A 2570-nucleotide genomic window follows, 5' to 3' on the forward strand; every position below is an offset into this window, starting at 1 on the left:
GTGGTCTTGCCCACGCCGAAGCCGCCCGCCACCACGATCTTCGCGGAGGTGGTGGCCCGACCCGCGTCAGAGCTTGCGAAGTCCACTGAGCACCCTTTCGAGCAGCGTCACATCAGGAGCGCCGCCGTTGTTCTCGTCGCCACCAGGCTGGTGGATGGCGACCAGGCCGGCCTCGGCGAGGTCGGCGACCAGGATCCGGGCCACGCCGAGCGGCATGGCCAGCAGCGCGGAGACCTCCGCGACCGACTTGACCTCCCGGCACAGGTGGCAGATGCGCTGGTGCTCCGGGAGCAGCCCCATGAGCGCTGCCGGGTCGGCCGTGGTGCTGATCAGCGCTTCTATGGCGAGCTGGTAGCGCGGCCGGGTCCGACCGCCGGTCATGGCGTACGGCCTCACCAGCGGCTGGTCGCCCTCATCCCCGTACGGCTCCGCGTACGGATCATGATGGGCGGTGGGCGGGGTCATGAATCCTCCGGGCGGGACAGCAAGTCGGTCAGTCAAGCCGTCTGTATGGGGCCGGTGGGGGGATTGTGGCGGCCGGACGGTGTTTTTGTGAGGTGGGTGGTGCCGGGGGAGGTCAGTGAAGCAGACTTCCCTGGAGTTCGGCGCGCAGATCCGGGGTGAGTACCGCACCCGCGCGGTCGACGAGCAGTGCCATCTCGTAGCCGACGAGGCCGATGTCCGCATCGGGGTGGGCCAGGACCGCGAGGGACGACCCGTCCGAGATGGACATGAGGAAGAGGAACCCGCGCTCCATCTCCACGACCGTCTGCGCCACTGTGCCGCCCTCGAAGATCCGGGACGCCCCGGCCGTCAGGGAGGTCAGTCCGGACGCGACCGCCGCCAGCTGGTCGGCGCGGTCCCGTGGGAAACCTTCGGACATCGCCAGCAGAAGGCCGTCGGCGGAGACCACCACCGTGTGGGACACCCCTGGGGTGTTGTCCACGAAGTTGGTGATCAACCAGTTCAGGTTCTGTGCCGCCTGGCTCATCGGACTCAACTAACGCTCCTGCTGGTGAGTGGGGCTCGGGAAGCTGCCGGTCTGGCCGCTGCCGGCCTGACGGCCCTGAGCGATGCCCCGACGAAGATTGGTCAGCCGTCCGCGTACGTCGTCAGGCGCACGCGAGACCTGCGGACCGGCTTGGTGCTGTTGCTGCTGAGCCGTGCCGGGCACGAGGTTCGCCCGGGGTACACGGCGCGGCAGACCGGAGGTGGTGATCCCCCCCGCGGCGGGCTGCCGCACCCGCTCGGCCTGCCGGACGAGTTCGTCGTTCGGCGAGGTGCGCCAGGAGCCGGTGTTGGACGCGGGCCGCTGCGGCGCGGGCGCCGGCGAGGGAGCCTGCGACTGCTGCGGCGCGGGTGCGCTCTCCTGCTGCTGGCCGTGGAACCAGTTGGTCTCCAGCGTGTCGTACAGCGGGGTACGACCGTCACCCGGGCCGCTGGCCGGCGGCAGGGCCTCCGGCTCGGAGCGCACCGGACGCTGCTGTGGTGCCTGGGCCGGGGCCGGAACCTGCGGACGCGAGGCGCCGAAGTCGTTCTGGCCGGCCGGCTGCGGGCGCTCGAACTGCCCGGGGTGGCCGGGGTTCTGGCGGCCGGGCAGGGCGTGCTGCCCGGTGGAGCCGCCGTCGTACGCCTGCGGGTTCTGCGGGGCCGGGAACTGGCCCGTGTGCTGGGCGCCGTTGTCCGGCCGCCCGGCGGCCGGCGTGCCGAACACGTCGGGGCGGACGAACGACCCGGTGTCCTGCTGCGCGCCGGGACCGTCGAAGCCGCCCGACTGCTGGGCGTGGTCCGGGCGCGCGAACTGGCCGGTCTGCTGGGCGTGGTCCGGGCGCGCGAACTGGCCCGTGTGCTGGGCGTTGTCGGGACGCGCGAACTGGCCGGTCTGCTGGGCGTTGTCGGGACGCGCGAACTGGCCCGTGTGCTGGGCGTTGTCGGGGCGAGCGAACTGGCCGGTCTGCTGGGCGGAGCCGCCCGGGCCGGGCAGCTCGGGGCGCTGGAAACCGCCCGTCGCGGCCGGACCCTGGGCGTCGATCCGGGGTATCTCGGAGGTCGAGCCCGGACCCTGCCGCTCGTCCACCCGCGGCATGCGCGCGGTCTGCGCCGGGTCCTGCTCGTCGTGGCCGCGCGGGGTGTCCATCGAGGCGCGGGACAGCGGGGCCTGGGTGTCGCTCCACTCGGGGGAGCGCGACTGGCCCTCACCACCGGGCAGTTCGGCGCGCGGGCCGCCACGCGGCGGCAGCTGGGGCCGGCGGCCCTGGTCCGCGGGAGCGCCGGAGCGCTTCTGGCCACGACCGGCGAAGAGGTCCTGCTGGGGTCCGTTCGGACCGGCGGCCTGCAGGCCCTGCGGGGCCCCCGGTGCCTGTCCGCCGAAGCCGCCGGCGCCGGAACCCGCGGGCGCGGGCCGGTTCTGCTGCGGGGATCCGGGACCGCCCTGCGGACCGCGCGCTCCGCCGGGCGCGCCGGGACGGCCGCCCTGGCCCGTGCCGGGCAGCGCGGGGCGGGGACCGCCCGGGCCGGCGCCGACCTGGCCGCGCGGGGCCGGACCGCCACCGAGCAGACCGCCGCCGGCC

2 protein-coding genes and 2 pseudogenes are annotated in these 2570 nt (G+C 74.4%); all 4 read right to left on the reverse strand.

Going from position 1 to position 2570, the window contains the following annotated elements; all coding sequences use genetic code 11:
- A pseudogene (locus tag AB0B40_RS38115) lies at positions 1 to 86 on the reverse strand (ATP-binding protein); the annotation flags it as partial.
- Positions 67 to 465 (reverse strand): DUF742 domain-containing protein, encoded by a 399-nt coding sequence (locus AB0B40_RS38120; protein ID WP_009190816.1) that lies wholly within the window; start codon positions 463 to 465, stop codon positions 67 to 69. The pseudogene AB0B40_RS38115 and the gene AB0B40_RS38120, both read right to left, overlap by 20 nt.
- A gap of 112 nt (positions 466 to 577) precedes the next feature.
- Complete coding sequence (locus AB0B40_RS38125; protein WP_030346561.1) at positions 578 to 991, reverse strand: roadblock/LC7 domain-containing protein; 414 nt, start codon at positions 989 to 991, stop codon at positions 578 to 580.
- Between the two features lie 9 nt (positions 992 to 1000).
- Positions 1001 to 2570 (reverse strand): annotated as a pseudogene (locus tag AB0B40_RS38130) (hypothetical protein); the annotation flags it as partial.

It is taken from the genome of Streptomyces sp. NPDC042638, from assembly GCF_040647235.1.
In the GTDB taxonomy this organism is placed as follows: Bacteria; Actinomycetota; Actinomycetes; order Streptomycetales; family Streptomycetaceae; genus Streptomyces; species Streptomyces rameus.